Below are 17,321 nucleotides of genomic sequence, written 5' to 3'. Positions count from 1 at the left end.
TATGACGCAAAACAGCGCATTAACGACGCTAAAGGATTTGGCAGAGAAAGAAGTTGACGACGCCGCCCTGAAACTGGGTGAGATGCGTCGCGGCTGCCAGCAAGCGGAAGAGCAATTAAAAATGCTGATTGAATATCAGCATGAGTATCGCAGCAGTCTGAATAACAACATGAGCCAGGGGATTGATAACCAACGCTGGCAGAATTATCAGCAATTTATTCAGACGCTGGAAAAAGCGATTGAGCAGCACCGTCTGCAGTTAGCGCAGTGGAATGAAAAAGTCGATAGTGCCCTGGGTAGCTGGCGTGAAAAGAAACAACGCTTACAGGCCTGGCAGACATTGCAGGAGCGGCAAAGCGCCGCGGCGTTACTGGCGGAAAACCGTCTCGATCAGAAAAAAATGGATGAATTTGCACAGCGCGCGTCCCTGAGGAAAATAGAATGATCAACTTGTCAAAACTGTTAATGACAGAATCCGATGCCACCACCGGTGTGCAAGCCGGCAAAAGCGGCGGCGATTCTGCACAAGATTTCCTCGCTCTGCTGACGGGTGCAATGACCGGCGGCCAAGGGCAGGAGAGCGACGCGCCGATTACGCTTGCCGATCTGCAAGCTGCCGCCCTGAGCGGCAAGCTGGCGAAAGGCAACCTGGCGGCAACGGCAGCCACAGGCGAAGAGGCGCAGGCTCAGACTCCGGCGCAAAAACTGGCGGAACTGCTGGCGCGCCAGAGTGCGAAAAGCGATCTGATTGCTTCGGCAGCAAGCGACGCTGACGTGCAAAAACTGTTTTCTGGCCTGACGCCTGCGGCGAAAACCGATGTGCTGGCTGCGTTGAGCAAAACCGCTAAAGCCGGTGACAGCGAAAACAAAACCGATTTAAGTGATGAAGAGCTGGCAGGTTTAAGCGCGCTGATGGCGATGCTCCCGCATCAACAAGCCGCGCAGTTAAATAACGCCAGTGCACAACCGGCTAATACCACAAGCGGCGTAGATGTTGCCAGGGCGGCGAACCGCGCACTGAATACCAATTCGCTGACTACCGATGCTGACTTACCGCGCGGCAGTGCGAAAAATGACAACACCACCAGCACCACGCCGTTCCAGGTAGCGGATGATGCCCAGCAGACGGCGGCACTCGCCTCCTCTTCTGCGGCGGTGAAGAAAGATAATGATAATGCGCTGCAAACCACCAATACCACCGCCAGCATCGCGCCGGTGACCACCACTGCCAGTGCCGCGCACGCCAGCACGCCAGTCGCCGCGTCGGTGATTAGCGCCCCGCTCGGTAGTCATGAGTGGCAGCAGAATATCAGCCAGCATGTCACGCTCTTTACCCGCCAGGGCCAGCAGAGCGCGGAGCTGCGTCTGCACCCAGAAGATCTGGGTCAAGTGCAGATCTCTATTAAGCTCGAAGATAACCAGGCGCAGTTGCAGATGGTTTCGGCGCACAGCCATGTTCGCCAGGCACTGGAAGCGGCGCTGCCGATGCTGCGTACCTCGCTTGCAGAAAGCGGTATTCAACTGGGTCAGAGCAATATCAGCAGTGAGTCTTTTGCGGGTCAGCAACAGCAACAACAGGCCTCTCAGCAGCAGCAACAGGCTTCGCGTTCTGGCGCAGGCGATCTGTTTGGCACGGATGATGGCGACGCGTTAGTCGCTCCGGCGAGCCTGCAATCTGCGGCTCGCGGTAACGGCGCAGTCGACATCTTTGCCTAAACGCCAGAGGTAGCATGATTATCCCCGTCTTTTCCGCGCTTTGACGGGAGCAGGACACGGGATAATCAGCTCATAAGCAGTACTAACAGGAAGCCCGTAACAGATGACTGACTCCGCTATTAACAAAAAACGTAAGCGTTCTATCTGGATCCCGCTGCTGGTGTTAATCACACTCGCAGCTTGCGCCACCGCTGGCTATAGTTACTGGCGTATGCAACAGAAACCTGCGGCTAACGCAAAAGTGGAAGCGCCTCCTCCGCCTGCGCCGGTTTTCTTCGCTCTCGACACCTTCACAGTGAATCTGGGCGATGCTGACCGTGTGTTGTATGTCGGTATCACACTGCGTCTGAAAGATGACGCTACGCGCGCCAGACTTAGCGAATATCTACCGGAAGTACGCAGTCGCTTGTTGATGTTGTTCTCACGTCAGGACGCAGCACAGCTTGCAACCAACGAAGGCAAGCAGAACCTTGCTACCGCGATTAAAGAGACAATCGCAACGCCGTTAGTGCCAGGACAACCGAAGCAGGAAGTCACTGACGTTCTTTATACAGCTTTCATTTTGCGGTAAAGACATGGGCGATAGCATTCTTTCTCAGGCCGAAATCGATGCGCTGCTCAACGGAGACAGCGATAAGAGTGATGATCCGCAACCGGGTATGGGTGGCGATAGCGATATTCGCCCCTATGATCCCAATACCCAGCGCCGCGTGGTGCGTGAGCGTCTGCAAGCGCTGGAGATCATCAATGAGCGTTTTGCGCGTCAGTTCCGTATGGGGTTGTTTAACCTGCTGCGTCGTAGCCCGGATATCACCGTCGGCGCGATCCGCATCCAGCCTTATCACGAGTTTGCGCGTAACTTACCCGTTCCGACCAACCTTAACTTGATCCACCTGAAACCACTGCGCGGCACCGGCCTGTTTGTTTTCTCGCCAAGCCTGGTGTTTATCGCCGTGGATAACTTGTTCGGCGGCGACGGGCGTTTTCCAACGAAAGTGGAAGGCCGTGAATTTACACACACTGAGCAGCGCGTTATCAACCGCATGCTGAAGCTGGCGCTTGAAGCCTACAGCGATGCATGGAAGGCGATTCACCCGCTTGATGTGGAATATGTGCGTTCAGAGATGCAGGTGAAATTCACCAACATCACGACATCGCCAAACGACATTGTTGTGAACACGCCGTTCCATGTTGAAATCGGCAACCTGACGGGTGAGTTCAATATCTGTCTGCCGTTTAGCATGATCGAACCGCTACGCGAAACGCTGGTTAACCCGCCGCTGGAAAACTCCCGTAATGAAGACCAGAACTGGCGTGACAACCTGGTGCGTCAGGTTCAGCACTCTGAACTGAATTTGATTGCCAATTTCGCGGATATTCCCCTGCGTCTGTCGCAGATACTTAAGCTCCAACCCGGTGATGTGCTGCCGATTGATAAACCCGATCGCATTATCGCTCATGTGGATGGCGTACCGGTGCTAACGAGCCAGTATGGTACGGTCAACGGACAATATGCGTTACGTGTAGAGCACTTGATAAACCCGATTTTGAATTCGCTGAATGAGGAACAGCCCAAATGAGTGATATGAACAATCCGTCCGATGAGAACAGCGGAGCACTGGACGATCTGTGGGCTGACGCGTTGAACGAACAAAAAACCACTCCCGCGACAAAAAGCGCGGCGGATGCCGTGTTCCAGCAACTCGGCGGTGGTGATGTTGGCGGCACTCTCCAGGATATCGACCTGATTATGGATATCCCGGTCAAACTGACCGTGGAACTGGGTCGTACGCGTATGACAATTAAAGAGCTGCTGCGTTTAACGCAGGGTTCCGTGGTGGCACTTGACGGGCTGGCGGGCGAACCGCTGGATATCCTGATCAACGGTTATCTGATTGCTCAAGGTGAAGTGGTGGTTGTTGCGGATAAATACGGCGTACGTATCACCGATATCATCACCCCTTCCGAGCGTATGCGCCGTTTGAGCCGCTGAGTCGAGCATGAAAACACAGGCCACGGTTTCCCAACCGTCTGCCCTTTCCGGTTCGCCACTGTTGCAGGTCAGTGGCGCGCTGTTTGGCATGATCGCGTTAATCCTGATTATCGCGTGGCTCGCCAAACGCCTTGGCCTCGGCGGCAAAACCGCCAGTGGCCGGGGTTTAAAAGTGACCGCCAGCACCACGGTCGGCACGCGTGAACGCGTGGTAATCGTGGATGTTGAGGATGCACGCCTGGTGCTGGGCGTTACGCCCACTAACATCAATCTGTTGCACAAACTTCCTCCCGCACCCGCAGAAAGTGAAGACGTGAACGTGAAAAATGTGGATTTCCAGACCGTGATGAAGAATTTGCTTAAGCGTTCCGGGAGATCCTGATGCGCCGTTTGTTCTCTTTAGCGCTGGCCGGGTTATGGCTTGTTGCCCCTGCGGCATTTGCACAACTTCCGGGTTTGATTAGCCAGCCGATAGCCGGTGGTGGTCAGAGCTGGTCGCTGCCGGTGCAGACGCTGGTGTTTATTACCTCGCTCACCTTCCTGCCCGCTATTTTGCTGATGATGACCAGCTTTACCCGCATCATCATTGTGTTTGGCCTGCTGCGAAACGCGCTGGGTACCCCCTCTGCGCCACCAAACCAGGTGCTGCTTGGGCTGGCGCTGTTTTTGACCTTTTTTATTATGTCGCCGGTAATCGACAAGATTTATACCGACGCCTATCAGCCGTTTAGCGAAAATAAAATTTCCGTGGATGTGGCGCTGGAACGCGGCGCGCAACCGCTGCGCGAATTTATGCTGCGCCAAACGCGTGAAGCCGATTTGGCGCTGTTTGCCCGTCTCTCTAATAGCCCGCCAATTCAGGGGCCGGAAGCCGTATCGATGCGTATTTTGTTGCCCGCTTATGTGACCAGCGAGCTGAAAACCGCCTTTCAGATAGGCTTTACGATTTTTATCCCGTTCCTGATTATCGACCTGGTGATCGCCAGCGTCCTGATGGCGCTCGGGATGATGATGGTACCGCCCGCAACCATTGCCCTGCCGTTCAAACTGATGCTGTTTGTGTTGGTGGATGGCTGGCAGTTACTTGTCAGCTCACTCGCCCAGAGCTTTTACAGTTAGGAGTAAGCCGTGACACCAGAATCGGTCATGATGATGGGCACCGAGGCGATGAAAGTCGCGCTCGCGCTCGCTGCCCCCCTGCTGCTGGTTGCGCTGGTCACAGGCCTGGTTATCAGTATTTTGCAGGCGGCGACGCAGATCAACGAAATGACGCTCTCCTTTATCCCAAAAATCATCGCCGTGTTTGTCACGATTGTGGTTGCCGGTCCGTGGATGCTGAATTTACTGCTTGATTACATGCGCGCCCTGTTCAACAACATTCCTTATATCATCGGGTAAGCCGACTTATGTTGAACGTCACCAGCGACCAGTGGCTACATTGGATCAGTATGTATTTCTGGCCACTGCTGCGCGTGATGGCGTTAATTATGACCGCGCCGATTCTCAGCGAATCACGTATTCCACGCCGTATAAAAGTGGGGCTGGGGATTGTTATTACCATTGTTATCGCCCCAACCTTGCCGCCAACGCCGGATGTACCGGTATTCGCCCCGGCGGCACTTTGGCTGGCACTGCAGCAGATCCTGATTGGCGTTGCGCTCGGTTTCACGATGCAGTTCGCGTTTGCGACTATTCGTACCGCCGGTGAACTGATTGGCCTGCAAATGGGTCTCTCCTTCGCCACCTTTGTTGACCCCACCAGCCACTTAAACATGCCGGTGCTGGCGCGAATCCTCGATATGCTGGCGCTGCTGTTGTTTCTCACCTTCAATGGGCATTTGTGGTTAATTTCGATGTTGGTCGATACATTCCACACCTTGCCAATTGGCGGTAACCCGGTAAACGGTAATGCATACCTGGCGCTCACGCGCGCGGCGGGCATGATCTTCCTCAATGGGTTAATGCTGGCGTTACCGGTTATCACACTGCTGCTGACCATTAACCTTTCCCTTGGTTTACTGAACCGCATGGCACCGCAATTGTCGGTCTTCGTGATTGGTTTTCCCGTTACGTTAAGCGTTGGGATTTTACTGATGGCGGCAATGATGCCGTTAATCGCCCCTTATTGTGAGCGCTTATTCAGTGAGATTTTCAATCTGTTAGCTGATATTGTTAGCGAGCTTCCACAGAATAGTAATCCCTGACTTTAGTAATGCCTTTCTGAGGATATTCCTAAAGTTAAATTTGCAAAACATCCCCCACCATATATCTGGCGCGGCTTATTTGTTTTTAGCCTTCTCACAGAACGCAACATTTACTTTACTTTAAGATGATTCCTGGCAAATTATACCTAACTTTACGGGATAGTGGGTTCGCCTGAAGTTTCGCGTCGTACTTCAGTAATATAAGTTTTTCCTGTATGGCTTCTGAAGCTTCTGGCGGGTGGTGAATTATCGTTACGCATTGAGTGAGGGTATGCCATGTCAACGATTATTATGGATTTATGCAGTTATACCCGGTTGGGATTAACAGGGTATCTGACAAGCCGGGGGGTTAAAAAGCGAGATATCAACGACATCCAAACTGTTGATGAACTCGAATCAGCTTGCGCCACACTCCAGCCAACCGTGGTGTTTATTAATGAGGACTGCTTTATTCATGACCCAAGCAGCAGTCAACACATTAAGCAAGTCATTAATCAGCATCCCCGCACACTTTTTATTGTGTTTATGGCTATCGCCAATATCCACTTTGATGAATATCTTTTGGTTCGCAAAAACTTATTGATTAGTTCTAAATCAATCAAGCCTGAGTCGCTGGATAATATTCTGGGAGATTGTCTCAACAAAGAGAAAAAAAGCGTTGGGACCATTAATTTACCAACGCTTTCACTAAGTCGTACCGAGTCAAGCATGTTGAAAATGTGGATGTCTGGGCAAGATACGATTCAAATCTCCGATCAGATGAATATCAAAGCGAAAACAGTATCATCACATAAGGGTAATATTAAAAGAAAAATTAAAACGCATAATAAGCAGGTCATCTATCATGTAGTACGGCTAACAGATAATGTTACCACTGGTATATTTGTTAATATGCGTTGAAGGTATTGTTATATATTCACCCTCCAACCGGAGGGCGAAAAATTAATCTGCACGTTCTACAAATACGCCATCCGGGTGGTCTTTTTCATTAAAGAACCAGATCCCGAGCGGGTAATCTTCCAGTGAGACCAGGTACATTGTACCTTCATTAAACGCTTCGACAGCCAATACCACCCCCGGACGGCGTAGACCCCCGTCCGTTTTGACCGTTACCCGATCGTTAACCTTCATAAGTACCCTCCTCTCGCATTTACGCCAGTGTAGAACAAAACCGCTGCCCTGACAGCGTGCCTGCGTTTAGCTGGCGATTTTTTCTACCGGCTATACTTAAACTGCATTTATGAAGGAGGTGACGGTGTGAAAACAGTTAAAGAGTACAGCGAGACCGCAAAGCGGGACGTGCATATTGATGTCGATGCCCTGCTGGCTGCGATTAACGAAATCAGCGAAAGCGAAGTGCATCGCGTCGACGACGAAGATGGCCAGCGCGTGAGCGTTGATGGTCGGGAATATCATACCTGGCGGGAACTGGCGGAAGCATTTGAGCTGGATGTGCATGACTTCAGTATTACAGAGGCGAATCGCTGAAGAAAACATCCCGGCCGCCGAAACGGCCGGGACAAACTTGCTCTCGCAAGAAGCACTTAAAATTCGTACACCAGGGAATCTGATGTGGGGACAACTCTATAGAGAAAATTTTGTTATGACAAGAACTATCTATAAATCAATAAATTAGCACATACAACTGTATTCTACTGCATACAATGCGCGACAAAAGTCTCCCGACTCATACTTCCAAAGGAGCTCATTATGCCGAGCCTGGACGACCCATTACTGGTTTTTACTGACATAGAAGGAACACTGCTGGATAGTCATACCGGTGAATGGCAACATGCTGCTGAGTGGCTTGCGCGCCTACGTCAGCGGCAGATACCCGTGATCCTCTGTAGCAGCAAAACAGCTGCAGAAATGATTGCTGTGCAGAACACTTTGCAACTACAAGGCCTGCCGTTTATTGCTGAAAACGGCGCGGTGATTCAGTTAGATGAACACTGGCAAGATCACGACGACTACCCACGGATTATTACCGGTTCCCCCCATGCGGAAATCGCCCGCGTGCTGACTCAATTACGCCTGAGCAATGGCTGGAAATTCACGACGTTTAGCGAGCTGGATGAGCATGTGCTGGCAGAGTTAACGGGTCTTACGCCTGCGCAGGCTAACCTTGCTAAGTTGCAGGAAGCATCTGAAACGCTGATCTGGCGCGACAGCGATGAACGAATGGCAGCTTTTGATGATGCGCTGGCGCAACTGGGCTTACGTGTTGTTCAGGGAGCACGATTCTGGCATGTGCTGGATGAGCGCGGCGGAAAAGACCAGGCCGTCAACTGGCTGACCCGACAATATCGCCATTACCAGGGTAAACGCGCCGTCACGGTTGGGCTGGGCGATGGACCAAACGATGCGCCGCTGCTTGATAACGTTGACTACGCCGTGGTCGTAAAAGGTCTTAATCGCCAGGGTGTAACGCTGCGCCAGGATACACCGCCACGGGTTTACCACACGCAACAAGAAGGATCAGCGGGCTGGTGCGAAGGCATGGATCACCTCTTTGGCATCTCATCAACTGAACAGACTTGATTGCGACCATTGTTTTTCGCCAGGTATAAGCGGCTATCAGCAATGGATTGCAGGTACTCAAAATCGTAATTGCCGCTTTCCTGCGCATCACTGACGCCGAGCGAGACGGTGATACGCAGAGTCGTACGTTTGTGAATGAGGATCTCTTTACTTTCAATGCGGGAACGGATGTGCTCGGCAACCTGTGCCGCCTGCTCAAGCGTGCTATCCGGCAATAAAATACAGAACTCTTCGCCGCCGACACGCCCTGCGACATCCTGTTCTCTGATGGTACTGCTGATAAGCCCTGCGGCGTGCGATAACACCAAATCGCCAGCCTGATGGCCGAACTGATCGTTGACCCCCTTAAAATGGTCAATATCAAGCTGAATGATCGAGAATGGTCTTTGCTTAACTCGCGCTTGTTCAGATAACAACTTCGCCTGCTCAAAGAACGATCCCCGATTATAGAGACGCGTCAGCGGGTCGAACCACGCTTGCCATTGCAACGTGTGTTGCATGCTATACAAGTTGTTCACCATTCTGCGGATCACCACCCAGGAAAAAAGCAGCATGCCAGTAAACAACACCCACAGCAGCGAGAGCGCAATGCTGATACGCCCGAAATCCCCGGAGAGCCCTTCGCGCAAAGAGTGAACACGCAGCAGGGCGCCACCAAAATGTTTCAGCTTTTGCCAGCTCACATAGCGGGTACCCAAATGCAGGCCGCCGACGGTATCACGAGCCATGTCTGCTTGTAGCTTCGCGACCTCATCCTGATTAAACTCGACGCTGGCATTCTGTAGCGGTTGCGTACTGGTCAGCAGCCGGAAATGGTTATCGTAAAGCTGGTATTCCCCGCCATCCTGCTGGAGTTGTTCGCCAACCAGTAACGGCTTAATGGCACTCACCGGAAAGCTCATTACCAGCACGCCGTACCAATAGTGCTCGTAATCGAGCGGCACGCTGGCGGCGACAAAACTGTTGGTTTCCGGGTTGGTTAACAGCGTGAACCAGCGAACGCCACGCGCACGGTTTTCCTGCTGCTGTTGGCCACTAAACCATGGGCGCGTTAATAAGCGGTAATAGGTAGAAATAATGTCTTGCTCACGTTCCACAGCGCGCGTGGAGAGGAAAAAGCCGGCACGTGAGAAATAATAAGCCTGACGCGGCAACATGGAGGCCTCATAAGAGAGGCGAAACAGATAGCCAAGCTCCATTGCCGCCGTGAGTTCGTTGTGTAACCGTTCCTCATCGCGACGCAGCAGCCCGCTCTGTTCAACTAAAGAATCTGAAACGCCGTAAATAGGCAGCGTCCGGCTGTTATCAAGCCCAATCTGCCAGTACGGTAAGGTGCGTTTACGATCAAACTCGCCCTGCACGGAATTTAATGCCTCAAATCCCAACGGCTTCTGCAGTGCCGCCTGCATACCATTTCGAAAAAAGAGCAACCGGTCTACACCGACCTGAATCTGCATATCCAGCGCATTACTGACGTTTTCCAGTGCGCTACGCTGGCTGGCAACATAAGCACCCTGCAGCACGATAACTTCGCGCCACGTCAGGATCGTTGAGCACACCATCACGATCACGAAGCACAGGTTAACCACCTGAGCCGGAACAAAATAGCGCTGCAGTTGTTTAAACGACCTGGGCTGTTTTACGACACGGTTCTGCCGCACACGGGCTCCCTGAGATGTCTGTGAGTGCTCTTTCGCCCCGCTCGTGTAATGCGGCAATAAAAACGCCCAGCAATGCCGGGCGTTTTAGTGGTTATGCTTCTTCGTGGATCCGCCGCCTGTCGCCAGGCATCAGTTCATCTTCACGAAAGGCTTCCCGTTTGACGCCGTGGCCGTCATACCAGCGGCACTCAACCATACCGCTGGCATATCCGGTAACAATCATGAGCGGACCACCCTTTTTACTCTGCACTTCATCGCTGACCAAAAAGACCATTCTTGCCTCCGGTATCAGGGCGAAACTTTTTCACCTTAGACGAAGTTGCTTAAATTTGCGTAATGCCTGACGCAAGATTTTATTTTTTGCCGCCACGTAAACGTTCCACACCTTTCATTACCGTGACCACCACGGCACCAATCACAAAGCCCAGCACCAGGTTTGCTACCATTGGAGCCAGCGCTTGCAGCAGTGCAGGCTGGTTCGCAGCAAAATGCTCAATGGCGTGATGTAACGGTGCAATACCGTGCACCACAATCCCGCCACCGACCAGGAACATTGCCAGCGTACCGACAACAGAAAGGATCTTCATGAGCCAGGGCGCGGTGAATAACAACCCTTTCCCCAACCCCTGCGCCAGAACGCCCGGTTTCTCTACCAGCCAGAACCCCATATCATCGAGCTTAACGATGATGCCAACCAGCCCGTAAACGCCAATGGTAACCAGCACCGCGATGCCCGACAGGATCAGCACCTGGTTCAGCAACGGCGCGTCGGCAACGATGCCAAGCGTGATGGCGACAATCTCCGCAGAGAGGATAAAATCGGTACGCACCGCGCCTTTAATTTTATCTTTCTCGAACTGCTGCGGATCTTGCGCCGCCAGCGCCTCCAGACGCTGCTGGCGTGCCTCCGGGCTCTCTTTATGCTTACGCGCTTCAAACGTGTGCAGCACTTTCTCCACACCTTCAAAGCATAAAAATGCGCCGCCGAGCATCAGCAGAGGTGTAATGGCCCAGGGAATAAAGGCGCTAATCAGTAACGCCAACGGCACGAGAATCACCTTATTCAGCAACGACCCACGCGCGACACTCCACACCACCGGCAATTCGCGGTTGGCGCGCACACCGGTAACCTGCTGCGCGTTAAGCGAAAGATCGTCGCCCAGCACACCGGCAGTCTTTTTCGCCGCCAGTTTGCCCATCACTGAAATATCATCCAGCAATGTCGCAATATCATCGAGTAATGTTAATAAACTACTTCCTGCCAAAATGTCTTCCTTTTGAATTTATGACGTAACGCTTCTCAGTATGATGGAAAAAACCCCAAGGCGAAAATCACCTCTTTGAGTCAACAAAAATTTAACACTTCTTACGCAATTAACCACTCGCCAGGCCGATAGTTTTAACGTTTACTATAAGCCTCTTATCTTTTGCCGTGGTGGGTTATGCGTTTCAGGCAAGTTTTACCGCTTATTGGCGCCCTTTTCGCGCTCTATATTATCTGGGGTTCCACGTACTTTGTTATCCGCATTGGCGTTGAAAGCTGGCCGCCGTTTATGCTGGCCGGTACACGCTTTTTATCTGCGGGCGTCATTCTGACCAGCGTCTTATTACTGACCGGCCATAAATTGCCGCCGCTGCGCCCGATGTTGAATGCCGCGCTGATTGGCGTGCTGCTGCTGGCGGTGGGCAACGGTTTTGTTACCGTCGCCGAACACCAAAATGTACCGTCGGGTATCGCCGCCGTGGTAGTTGCTACCGTTCCACTTTTCACGTTGTGTTTCAGTCACTTTTTCGGCATTGCCACGCGAAAACTTGAGTGGTTTGGCATTGCCATTGGCCTGGTGGGCATTGTTTTGCTCAATAGTGGTGGGAATTTAAGCGGCAATCCGTGGGGTGCCGTGATGATTCTGGTCGGTTCGCTAAGCTGGGCATTTGGCTCGGTATACGGTTCGAGAATTGAACTGCCGAGCGGCATGATGGCGGGCGCAATTGAAATGCTGGCCGCAGGCATTGTGTTGTTAGCGGCCTCGGCATTAAGTGGCGAGCGACTTAGCGCAGTACCGCCGCTGTCCGGTTTCTTCGCCGTCGGTTATCTGGCGTTATTTGGCTCCATTATCGCCATCAATGCCTATATGTACCTGATCCGCAATGTCTCGCCGGCCGTCGCAACCAGCTATGCATATGTCAATCCGGTGGTCGCCGTGCTGCTCGGGACAAGTTTTGGCGGGGAACATCTTTCGTCTGTGGAATGGCTGGCGTTGGGCATTATTATTATGGCGGTGGTGCTGGTGACGCTGGGTAAATATCTCTTCCCGGCACGCCCGGTGGTTACGCCTTGCGAGGCAGAGAAGTAATGGCCATCGCATGAATCCCTTGAGTGTCGATCTGCGCAGTCTGTTGCCCTTCGCAGATCCACTCTTCCAGTCGTTCACATAACGCCTCATCGCTGAGTTTTAACCGCCCGCGCAGCGCACATTCCCAGACCACCAGAACTCGCCAGCCCTGTTCCAGCAACAACGCAGTGTCGCGTGCATCGCGTTCAACGTTTTTACCAATCTTCTCCAGCCAGAAATCCGTGCGCGTGGCAGGCACTTTGAAAAGATAACAGGTGTGGTGATGCCAGAAACAACCATGGGTAAAGATAACGCAGCGATAATCGTCGAGCACAAAATCAGGCCGCCCCGGTAAGGCGGCGTCCTGGACACGAAAATCGAGCTCCAGCGAAGCAAGACTCGCGGCAAGCCGCTTTTCAATCGCCGTATCCTTTGTGCCGATGGCGCGCATATTTTTACTGCGCGTTGCTTTGTCATGCACATCCGCCATCGCACGTCTCCATCAGGCCAAGTGAAAGCTAAAGCGGCGCAACACCTCTTCATCAACGCGCTGGTGATCACCTTGCAGTTCGGCGCTGAGTTTCGCCATAAAGTGCACCAAAAAATCTGCGTTGTGTTCGGCGAGTTTACGCCCTTGGTCAGTCTGCATGGTGGCGGGTAATTTCAGCAGTTTGCAACGAAAATGATCAAGGGCGAAGGCTTTGTCATCCAGTTCACGTTTCGCGGCAAACGGATCTTCACCATCGAATAAGGCCGCGCCCATCGAGCCGGAAACGGCAAATACGCGCGCCAGGCCAATCGCCCCAAGCGATTCGAGCCGATCGGCATCCTGAACAATTTTCGCTTCCAGCGTTTGTGGCGCAATGCCAGCGCTAAAGCTGTGCGCTTCAATGGCATGGCGCACGGCAGCAACGGCGTTTTGTGGGAAATCAGGAAAATCGCTGGCGAGAATAGCCGCCGTTTTTTCTGCTGCCATTACCGAAGATTGATGACGCTGTGGGTGATTTTTGGCAAAACTCACGATGTCATGGAAATAACAGGCTGTCAGCACCACCAGTGCATCAACCTGCTGGCCTTGCATTAACGTTTGTGCCGTTTTCCAGACCCGGCGAAAGTGTGAGACATCATGCGCGGCGTCGCCGTGATTAAAATGCTGAGAAATCCATTGGTCAAAACGGCGCTGCCAGTCGTTTAAGTTCATTCTTGTTCCCGTCAATGAAAGCCATGAGTTGCGGTTTCAGGCATCCGGATCTTGTGGGCGCGTATACCAGGCAATAGCGCCAAGTATCGCACCAACGACAGCTAAAACCAGCACACCAAAAAACGAGTTCAGCCAGTTTCCGGTCGCCGTTCCAACTGTGCCCGTATTAAACCCGGCTGGCGAATTCGTCTGGCTGACTGGCCAGATATCGTTTAGCACAGACCAGATAAAATAAACGCAGAAAATCCAGAACACCCAGAGTGCCAGTTTGCCACCGAGGCTGCGAACCGCTTTATCTTCCATAATGTTTTTTTCCGCATAGGTTAAGGGATGCAAAGAATGGAATTGTCTCAACATAAATGTGACTACTCTCTCATCATATCGTCTGTTGATGAATTTTAAAGATATATCAGCGAGACTGATGAATCCCCTAACCTGCAACGGCCGCAGGCCAAGAAAAAGTGTGTCATGTGAAAATGACAAACAGACGTAACGGGATAAAAATTAATAAGAAAAGTGTTATCAGCGCGCTAGCAATGACATTTCCAGACCGACGGAAACGCGACAAAAATTAATGATAAAAGCGGCGATCATTTCTGTCGATTATGTTAAAAAAAGGTTATAAAATGTGCAAATGCAAGGGTGGAAAAGCAACTGTGACGGGAGTCGTTGAAAGCGAAGCGTGTAACTGTTTGAATAATGGCGGAGAGAGGGGGATTTGAACCCCCGGTTGAGTTGCCCCAACTACGGTTTTCGAGACCGTCCCGTTCAGCCGCTCCGGCATCTCTCCGTTCAGATGGTTGCCATGATGCCAGGTAATTTGGCATTTTAACAGACCCTGTCCCGTTAATTTGGTTCAAGTGGCGAGTTTGCGAGCAAAACAATGATTAAGTGGCCCTGGAAGACAAGGGAATCTGCCGAAGGCGCAGAATACCCTTGGGAAGAAGCGTTAAATGCCCCTGTGTTAGCAAATTTGTCACCGGAAGAACAGGAGAAACTTGTTCATCTGGCTGACCGCTTTTTGCAGCAAAAACGCCTGGTTCCGTTGCAAGGATTCGATTTAGATGCGCTGAAAAGTGCGCGCATTAGCTTACTGTTTTGCCTGCCGGTGCTGGAGCTTGGCCTTGAGTGGCTGGATGGCTTCCATGAAGTGCTCATCTACCCAGCGCCGTTTGTTGTCGATGACGAGTGGGAAGACGATATTGGCTTGGTGCACAATCAGCGCGTGGTTCAGTCCGGGCAGAGCTGGCAACAAGGCCCCATCATTCTTAATTGGCTCGATATTCAGGATTCGTTCGACGCATCAGGCTTCAATCTCATTATTCATGAAGTGGCGCATAAACTGGATACGCGCAACGGCGATCGCGCCAGCGGCATTCCGCTGATTCCTTTGCGTGAAGTGGCAGGCTGGGAACACGATCTGCGCGCCGCGATGGACAACATTCAGGATGAGATCGATCTGGTTGGTGAAAGCGCCGCCAGCATCGACGCCTATGCGGCAACCGATCCGGCAGAATGTTTCGCCGTACTTTCAGAGTATTTCTTTAGCGCGCCAGAGCTGTTTGCTCCGCGCTTTCCGGCGCTGTGGCAGCGCTTCTGCCATTTTTATGGGCAGGACCCGCTAAACCGTTTGCGTGGGCAGGCGGGCCGCAATAGCGACAGTGCAAGACAGGTACATTAAAATGGCATCTGTGTTTTAATTCGCCAATTGAATCAGTGTGTTAAATTTAGTGTTGACACTCAAGTACGGGGCCAGTAGTATGCGCCCCGTTCACACGATTCCTCTGTAGTTCAGTCGGTAGAACGGCGGACTGTTAATCCGTATGTCACTGGTTCGAGTCCAGTCAGAGGAGCCATATTTTTGTTCTCATGCATCATGGCGAATCCCAGTCTGATAAAGATTCAAAAAGTTAGCGTGAAAACACTTCCTGATGCTTTTTCAGTTTTCCTTCCGCATCGGGAAACATTTGGGTCATTTCAGTTCGATTATGAGATGACCGCCTTATGTCTCTTAGTGCTACAAAAATCCGCAGTCTCAAACCTTCTGATAAACCCTTTAAAGCCTCCGATTCCCATGGTCTGTATCTTCTCGTCAATCCTGGCGGCTCCCGTCTGTGGTATCTCAAATAACGTATCAATAGCAACGAATCCCGACCTGATCTGAGTGCCTATCCTGTAGTATCTCTGTCGATGCCCGGCAACAATGTAATGACATCCGTAAGTTACTAGCAAGAATGCTAAATTTCAGCAGAAAAGGCGCACGGTAACAGAGCGCCCTTTCGCGGGGAGATACCGAATTAAGAATCATGAAACGCCCCAATAGCCAGGCGTTTCATGAAGTTTACGATTGCTATTACTTCGACATTGTCACCTGAATCGGCTTCTTCACGAACAGTCCGTAGCTAAGCGCCCCCAGCATCAGTAAACCGGCGCCGAGGAAAAAGACGTTGGTGAACTGTCCGGTTGCATCAAGGATAATTCCGGTTACGATCGGCGCACAGGCCGCGCCAAGGAAGCCACCAAAATTCTGAATCGCCCCCATTGATGCCACCTGCTCTTTCGGCGCAATGTCTGAAGCCAGCGTCCAGATCACCCCCTGCGGCAATTGCGAGAAGAAGTAGCCAATCGACAGCAGTGCAATACTCAATGTTGTGCTTTGCACGAACGGTATTGGTGCGACAAAACAGGCCGCCAGCGCAGCACCGGCAACAATCGGGACTTTACGCGCCGTAATGGTTTTCACACCGCGACGAATAAGACGGTCAGAAATGGCTCCGCCGCACAGCACACCCAAAATACCCGCAAAGAAAGGGATTGCGGCCAGCCAGCCGGTTTGTTTCAGGCTAAAGCCCAGCGATTTTTCCAGATAGCCCGGCAGCCAGGTCAGGTAAACCCAGATGGTAAACATGATAGAAAAGTTGCCAATCACCATGAACCAGGTGGTTTTATGCTTGAACAGCGCCCCCCAACTCGCCTTGTTATTGCCGTTAACGTCGGTTACCGATTTCTGCACCAGCTGAGAATTGGCGTGGATCACCTTTTCTTCTGACGCCGTCGGGTTGCGATAGAATTTCAGCCAGACCAGCAGCAGCGGAATCCCCGCCAGACCAATGGCGATAAACATGCCACGCCAGCCGAGCGTTAACAGCAGCACGGTCAGGATTGGCGGCGCAATGGCATTCGCAATCTGCGAACCGGTGTTGATAATGGAAGTCGGCAGTGCACGCTCTTTGTCAGAGAACCAGCGGTGAGTAATCTTGATGCCGGAGGTAAAGAACGGTGATTCGGAAATGCCCAACAGCACACGAAGGGCATAGAACATGGAATAACCATTAACGAAACCAGCCATCACCGTGAAGGTGGACCACAGGCCCACGCCCCACGAGAACATTTTTTTAGGACCAAAACGATCAACCAACCAACCCGCAGGCAGGTTTGCCAGTGCGTAAGGCCACAAGAACGCCGACAACAGCAGGCCCATTTCCGTTTGGCTGAACCCAAACTCCCTGGAAATAGTGGTGTTGGCAATACTTAAATTGGCGCGGTCAAGATAATTAATCACCGCCGCCATTAACAAAATGAAAATAATTCCCCAGCGCAAACGTGAAACCACAGGCGTGGCCGTTTTAACCAGAGGTGCATCGAGAGAAGAGGTAGCGTCTTTCATAATTT

Annotated in this window: 22 protein-coding genes, 2 tRNA genes and 1 pseudogene; 16 read left to right on the top strand and 9 right to left on the bottom strand. The window is 52.0% G+C overall.

Annotated elements, in window-relative coordinates; all coding sequences use genetic code 11:
• The first annotated feature begins 1 nt into the window (after position 1).
• From fliJ to rcsA, 10 genes are all read left to right on the top strand, one after another.
• Positions 2–445 (top strand): flagellar export protein FliJ, encoded by a 444-nt coding sequence (gene fliJ, locus ACFX4O_RS09970; RefSeq protein WP_131412182.1) that lies wholly within the window; start codon positions 2–4, stop codon positions 443–445.
• Positions 442–1,716 (top strand): flagellar hook length control protein FliK, encoded by a 1,275-nt coding sequence (gene fliK, locus ACFX4O_RS09965; RefSeq protein WP_380208453.1) that lies wholly within the window; start codon positions 442–444, stop codon positions 1,714–1,716. The genes fliJ and fliK overlap by 4 nt, the downstream gene beginning before the upstream one ends.
• A 103-nt stretch (positions 1,717–1,819) precedes the next feature.
• A complete protein-coding gene (gene fliL, locus ACFX4O_RS09960) occupies positions 1,820–2,287 on the top strand; it encodes a flagellar basal body-associated protein FliL (protein WP_017458374.1) in 468 nt (155 codons plus the stop codon).
• 4 nt (positions 2,288–2,291) lie between these two features.
• A complete protein-coding gene (gene fliM, locus ACFX4O_RS09955; RefSeq protein WP_017458375.1) occupies positions 2,292–3,296 on the top strand; it encodes a flagellar motor switch protein FliM in 1,005 nt (334 codons plus the stop codon).
• Positions 3,293–3,709: a flagellar motor switch protein FliN gene (gene fliN / locus ACFX4O_RS09950; RefSeq protein WP_020454200.1), complete on the top strand. Its 417-nt coding sequence runs from the start codon at positions 3,293–3,295 to the stop codon at positions 3,707–3,709. The genes fliM and fliN overlap by 4 nt, the downstream gene beginning before the upstream one ends.
• Before the next feature lie 7 nt (positions 3,710–3,716).
• Positions 3,717–4,091 carry a flagellar biosynthetic protein FliO gene (gene fliO / locus ACFX4O_RS09945; RefSeq protein ID WP_131412178.1) on the top strand — a complete coding sequence of 125 codons (375 nt, stop codon included), beginning with the start codon at positions 3,717–3,719 and terminating at the stop codon, positions 4,089–4,091.
• Positions 4,091–4,828: a flagellar type III secretion system pore protein FliP gene (gene fliP / locus ACFX4O_RS09940; RefSeq protein WP_131412176.1), complete on the top strand. Its 738-nt coding sequence runs from the start codon at positions 4,091–4,093 to the stop codon at positions 4,826–4,828. The genes fliO and fliP overlap by 1 nt, the downstream gene beginning before the upstream one ends.
• Before the next feature lie 9 nt (positions 4,829–4,837).
• A complete protein-coding gene (gene fliQ / locus ACFX4O_RS09935) occupies positions 4,838–5,107 on the top strand; it encodes a flagellar biosynthesis protein FliQ (protein WP_131412174.1) in 270 nt (89 codons plus the stop codon).
• A gap of 8 nt (positions 5,108–5,115) precedes the next feature.
• On the top strand, positions 5,116–5,913 hold the full coding sequence (fliR, locus tag ACFX4O_RS09930; protein WP_131412172.1) for a flagellar biosynthetic protein FliR: 798 nt from the start codon (positions 5,116–5,118) through the stop codon (positions 5,911–5,913).
• 276 nt (positions 5,914–6,189) lie between these two features.
• Positions 6,190–6,813, top strand: a complete 624-nt coding sequence (rcsA, locus tag ACFX4O_RS09925) for a transcriptional regulator RcsA (RefSeq protein WP_017458381.1) — start codon at positions 6,190–6,192, stop codon at positions 6,811–6,813.
• A 42-nt stretch (positions 6,814–6,855) separates the two neighbouring features.
• On the opposite strand, the gene dsrB is transcribed toward rcsA, so the two are convergent.
• The gene (dsrB, locus tag ACFX4O_RS09920; RefSeq protein WP_380208448.1) at positions 6,856–7,044 is read right to left on the bottom strand and encodes a protein DsrB; all 189 of its coding nucleotides are present in this window, start codon (positions 7,042–7,044) and stop codon (positions 6,856–6,858) included.
• A gap of 126 nt (positions 7,045–7,170) precedes the next feature.
• Between dsrB and yodD the strand changes: the two genes are divergently transcribed.
• Both yodD and ACFX4O_RS09910 read left to right on the top strand, forming a co-directional pair.
• The gene (yodD, locus tag ACFX4O_RS09915; RefSeq protein ID WP_017458383.1) at positions 7,171–7,401 is read left to right on the top strand and encodes a YodD family peroxide/acid resistance protein; all 231 of its coding nucleotides are present in this window, start codon (positions 7,171–7,173) and stop codon (positions 7,399–7,401) included.
• 222 nt (positions 7,402–7,623) lie between these two features.
• On the top strand, positions 7,624–8,454 hold the full coding sequence (locus ACFX4O_RS09910; protein WP_131412170.1) for a mannosyl-3-phosphoglycerate phosphatase-related protein: 831 nt from the start codon (positions 7,624–7,626) through the stop codon (positions 8,452–8,454).
• Here the strand turns inward: ACFX4O_RS09910 and dgcQ are convergent.
• The 3 genes from dgcQ to ACFX4O_RS09895 form a co-directional block, all read right to left on the bottom strand.
• The gene (gene dgcQ, locus ACFX4O_RS09905) at positions 8,418–10,115 is read right to left on the bottom strand and encodes a cellulose biosynthesis regulator diguanylate cyclase DgcQ (protein ID WP_380208445.1); all 1,698 of its coding nucleotides are present in this window, start codon (positions 10,113–10,115) and stop codon (positions 8,418–8,420) included. The two genes, ACFX4O_RS09910 and dgcQ, sit on opposite strands and share 37 nt — an antisense overlap.
• 91 nt (positions 10,116–10,206) lie before the next feature.
• Positions 10,207–10,389 (bottom strand): YodC family protein, encoded by a 183-nt coding sequence (locus ACFX4O_RS09900; RefSeq protein ID WP_131412166.1) that lies wholly within the window; start codon positions 10,387–10,389, stop codon positions 10,207–10,209.
• A gap of 79 nt (positions 10,390–10,468) precedes the next feature.
• On the bottom strand, positions 10,469–11,380 hold the full coding sequence (locus ACFX4O_RS09895) for a DUF808 domain-containing protein (RefSeq protein ID WP_131412164.1): 912 nt from the start codon (positions 11,378–11,380) through the stop codon (positions 10,469–10,471).
• Positions 11,381–11,557: 177 nt separating this feature from the next.
• Between ACFX4O_RS09895 and yedA the strand changes: the two genes are divergently transcribed.
• On the top strand, positions 11,558–12,469 hold the full coding sequence (gene yedA / locus ACFX4O_RS09890; RefSeq protein ID WP_131412162.1) for a drug/metabolite exporter YedA: 912 nt from the start codon (positions 11,558–11,560) through the stop codon (positions 12,467–12,469).
• Here yedA and ACFX4O_RS09885 read toward each other — a convergent pair.
• The 4 genes from ACFX4O_RS09885 to ACFX4O_RS09870 all read right to left on the bottom strand — a co-directional run bounded on the left by ACFX4O_RS09885 (position 12,444) and on the right by ACFX4O_RS09870 (position 14,439).
• Positions 12,444–12,938 (bottom strand): very short patch repair endonuclease, encoded by a 495-nt coding sequence (locus tag ACFX4O_RS09885; protein WP_380208443.1) that lies wholly within the window; start codon positions 12,936–12,938, stop codon positions 12,444–12,446. The genes yedA and ACFX4O_RS09885 overlap by 26 nt on opposite strands.
• A gap of 12 nt (positions 12,939–12,950) precedes the next feature.
• Positions 12,951–13,649 carry a phosphohydrolase gene (locus ACFX4O_RS09880; protein ID WP_380208441.1) on the bottom strand — a complete coding sequence of 233 codons (699 nt, stop codon included), beginning with the start codon at positions 13,647–13,649 and terminating at the stop codon, positions 12,951–12,953.
• Positions 13,650–13,685: 36 nt separating this feature from the next.
• Positions 13,686–13,952, bottom strand: coding sequence for a cell division protein DrpB (drpB, locus tag ACFX4O_RS09875; RefSeq protein ID WP_380208439.1), 267 nt, complete (start codon positions 13,950–13,952; stop codon positions 13,686–13,688).
• A 397-nt stretch (positions 13,953–14,349) separates the two neighbouring features.
• Positions 14,350–14,439 (bottom strand) — tRNA-Ser (locus tag ACFX4O_RS09870).
• Positions 14,440–14,532: 93 nt separating this feature from the next.
• Here ACFX4O_RS09870 and mtfA point away from each other — a divergent pair.
• From mtfA to ACFX4O_RS09855, 3 genes and pseudogenes are all read left to right on the top strand, one after another.
• Positions 14,533–15,330 (top strand): DgsA anti-repressor MtfA, encoded by a 798-nt coding sequence (mtfA, locus tag ACFX4O_RS09865; protein ID WP_131412154.1) that lies wholly within the window; start codon positions 14,533–14,535, stop codon positions 15,328–15,330.
• A gap of 99 nt (positions 15,331–15,429) precedes the next feature.
• Positions 15,430–15,505, top strand: a tRNA-Asn gene (locus ACFX4O_RS09860).
• A gap of 148 nt (positions 15,506–15,653) precedes the next feature.
• Positions 15,654–15,892: pseudogene (locus tag ACFX4O_RS09855) on the top strand (Arm DNA-binding domain-containing protein); the annotation flags it as partial.
• A 110-nt stretch (positions 15,893–16,002) separates the two neighbouring features.
• Here the strand turns inward: ACFX4O_RS09855 and ACFX4O_RS09850 are convergent.
• Positions 16,003–17,316, bottom strand: a complete 1,314-nt coding sequence (locus tag ACFX4O_RS09850; RefSeq protein ID WP_380208437.1) for an MFS transporter — start codon at positions 17,314–17,316, stop codon at positions 16,003–16,005.
• Between the last annotated feature and the right edge of the window lie 5 nt (positions 17,317–17,321).

The sequence above is a fragment of the Kosakonia sp. YIM B13571 genome (assembly GCF_042788095.1).
Classification (GTDB): Bacteria; Pseudomonadota; Gammaproteobacteria; order Enterobacterales; family Enterobacteriaceae; genus Kosakonia; species Kosakonia quasisacchari.
This window is presented reverse-complemented; position numbering and strand designations above follow the sequence as displayed.

Bases quoted from the DNA above. Each gene is read 5' to 3' on its own strand.
- fliJ (WP_131412182.1), top strand. From the start codon at position 2: ATGACGCAAAACAGCGCATTAACGACGCTAAAGGATTTGGCAGAGAAA.
- fliK (WP_380208453.1), top strand. From the start codon at position 442: ATGATCAACTTGTCAAAACTGTTAATGACAGAATCCGATGCCACCACC.
- fliL (WP_017458374.1), top strand. From the start codon at position 1,820: ATGACTGACTCCGCTATTAACAAAAAACGTAAGCGTTCTATCTGGATC.
- fliM (WP_017458375.1), top strand. From the start codon at position 2,292: ATGGGCGATAGCATTCTTTCTCAGGCCGAAATCGATGCGCTGCTCAAC.
- fliN (WP_020454200.1), top strand. From the start codon at position 3,293: ATGAGTGATATGAACAATCCGTCCGATGAGAACAGCGGAGCACTGGAC.
- fliO (WP_131412178.1), top strand. From the start codon at position 3,717: ATGAAAACACAGGCCACGGTTTCCCAACCGTCTGCCCTTTCCGGTTCG.
- fliP (WP_131412176.1), top strand. From the start codon at position 4,091: ATGCGCCGTTTGTTCTCTTTAGCGCTGGCCGGGTTATGGCTTGTTGCC.
- fliR (WP_131412172.1), top strand. From the start codon at position 5,116: ATGTTGAACGTCACCAGCGACCAGTGGCTACATTGGATCAGTATGTAT.
- rcsA (WP_017458381.1), top strand. From the start codon at position 6,190: ATGTCAACGATTATTATGGATTTATGCAGTTATACCCGGTTGGGATTA.
- dsrB (WP_380208448.1), bottom strand. From the start codon at position 7,044: ATGAAGGTTAACGATCGGGTAACGGTCAAAACGGACGGGGGTCTACGC.
- ACFX4O_RS09910 (WP_131412170.1), top strand. From the start codon at position 7,624: ATGCCGAGCCTGGACGACCCATTACTGGTTTTTACTGACATAGAAGGA.
- ACFX4O_RS09900 (WP_131412166.1), bottom strand. From the start codon at position 10,389: ATGGTCTTTTTGGTCAGCGATGAAGTGCAGAGTAAAAAGGGTGGTCCG.
- yedA (WP_131412162.1), top strand. From the start codon at position 11,558: ATGCGTTTCAGGCAAGTTTTACCGCTTATTGGCGCCCTTTTCGCGCTC.
- ACFX4O_RS09885 (WP_380208443.1), bottom strand. From the start codon at position 12,938: ATGGCGGATGTGCATGACAAAGCAACGCGCAGTAAAAATATGCGCGCC.
- ACFX4O_RS09880 (WP_380208441.1), bottom strand. From the start codon at position 13,649: ATGAACTTAAACGACTGGCAGCGCCGTTTTGACCAATGGATTTCTCAG.
- drpB (WP_380208439.1), bottom strand. From the start codon at position 13,952: ATGGAAGATAAAGCGGTTCGCAGCCTCGGTGGCAAACTGGCACTCTGG.
- mtfA (WP_131412154.1), top strand. From the start codon at position 14,533: ATGATTAAGTGGCCCTGGAAGACAAGGGAATCTGCCGAAGGCGCAGAA.
- ACFX4O_RS09850 (WP_380208437.1), bottom strand. From the start codon at position 17,316: ATGAAAGACGCTACCTCTTCTCTCGATGCACCTCTGGTTAAAACGGCC.